This is a genomic window from Amycolatopsis panacis, from assembly GCF_003600245.1.
GTDB classification, from domain to species: domain Bacteria; phylum Actinomycetota; class Actinomycetes; order Mycobacteriales; family Pseudonocardiaceae; genus Amycolatopsis; species Amycolatopsis sulphurea.
This window is the reverse complement of record NZ_QZFV01000039.1, coordinates 1-1,734: the sequence shown is the minus strand read 5'-3', so window position 1 is coordinate 1,734 and position 1,734 is coordinate 1. Positions and strand designations below refer to the sequence as shown.

The window sequence follows — 1,734 nt, the reverse complement described above, 5'->3', positions numbered from 1 at the left end:
CCACATATCGCCAAGAAACTCCTGCGTCCCGTTATGACGCAGATACATGCACGCGATCTCCACCGCCCGGTGCAATCCACACGACTTCGGCCGCCCGATCTTCTTATTCCACGGCTCGGTCAACGATCCACGGACTCGCCACACAAGCTCCTGCATCTGCGACAACATGAGGCCTGTAGTACGATGGTAGCGCAACGGTTCTCCCGGGTATTGAGAATTCTTTGGTCGGAACTCTCAAATTTTCTCGCGAGGACCGTTGCCTTTCTCGGTGACACGCCGGAGCGGATCAGTAATTCACGTAATTACTCACAATGGTTTTGAATAACGCTCATAATGTCGCGTCCTTGGCAAAATAGGCTCGACTGCCTTGTGAAGAATCTCCAGCGCCAACTCCCGCCACCTCACCGGCGCACCGCTCTCATTTTTCCTTCGGTGCAGCCGAAGCCACGCCGGACGACCTCCTCGACCTGTTCAGCGATCTTGATCCAGTTGCGCGGAGTCTTGTGTGCCGCCGACGCGGAAAGCAACGCGCAAGTTGCTCAGTACAGCAGCGAGACGATCATCAGCTACCAACGAAGGGCCGGGTACCCAGCTGCCACCTGCCGCGATGATTTACCGAGCCCTACAAGATTCGAGCCGTCCGACGCCGCGGCTCGACTGGATCAACTGTCACTCGCGCGAGGGAATCCCGTGCGCGGCCCCGCCATCAAACCTGCTGGTCAATGCCACCCTTGCTGTGTGAAACACCACACCAACGTCAGCTCACGGCAGCTGTCCCTGCTGGACCAACTCGGCCAGCCCGCCTTGACCAGCCCGCCGCCGGACTCGGCCGGCTCCAGCACGCCGGTGTACGAGCACGACGGCATGCTGTGGAAACCCGGCGAAGGCACCGCTGTCACGTTCGACGAGTTCGTGGCCGCCCGCAACACCGTGGTCGAGATTCTCAGCACCCAGCGTTGGAACCCCTGGATCCGTGAGGAACGCGAACCCGAGTTGCGTACTGCCGCGGCGATTTTCGAGCAGTGGCATCGTGGCGAACCCGACCACCGCATGTGGAGCAGCGCAGAAACCCAAGCATGGGCGGAATCAAATGATCATGGCGACACATGGCTCGCCAGCAGATCGCTGAAAACTTCAATTGGCTTACGCCAGTTCAGGGTCTCACGCGGCCTACCGTTCAACCGTGTCGCTACTTTATCAAGTTCCGCCTGAGTGTGCAAGGACAAGTCTGTGCCCTTCGGAAAATACTGGCGGAGTAGCCCGTTGGTATTCTCGTTGCTACCGCGCTGCCACGGCGAGTGGGGGTCGCAGAAATAGACCGGCATCCCAGTCCGGATCGTGAAGTCCGCGTGCCGAGCCATTTCTTTCCCTTGGTCCCAGGTCACACTGTTCCGCATGAATTCTGGAAGGGTCTGCATTTTCCTGGCCAGTAGCGCCGCGACCCGTTCAGCATTGCGGTCATACGGGATTCGTACGAGCATGACGAACCTTGTGGTGCGCTCGACCAGTGTGGCGATCTGGGATTTGTTCCCCTTGCCGATAATGAGGTCACCCTCCCAAAATCCGGGCACCGCACGGTCGTCGGCCTCCTTGGGGCGCTCGCTGATGTTCACCATGTCGAGGATCTTCCCCCTGGTTGAGGTCGCGCGGGACCGGTTGACCCGACGGGTCCGGCCCTGACGCAAGGCAATCGTCAGCTGGGTGCGGAGCTCGCCACGTGCTTGCAAATAGAGA

At 59.7% G+C, this 1,734-nt stretch carries 2 protein-coding genes; both read right to left on the bottom strand.

The annotated features are described in order from the left end of the window. Nucleotides 1–719 precede the first annotated feature (719 nt). On the bottom strand, nt 720–950 hold the full coding sequence (locus D5S19_RS03210) for a hypothetical protein (protein ID WP_120021839.1): 231 nt from the start codon (nt 948–950) through the stop codon (nt 720–722). A 144-nt stretch (nt 951–1,094) separates the two neighbouring features. Then, the coding region (locus tag D5S19_RS03205) for an IS30 family transposase (RefSeq protein WP_120021838.1) at nt 1,095–1,734 on the bottom strand (640 nt) is incomplete at its 5' end.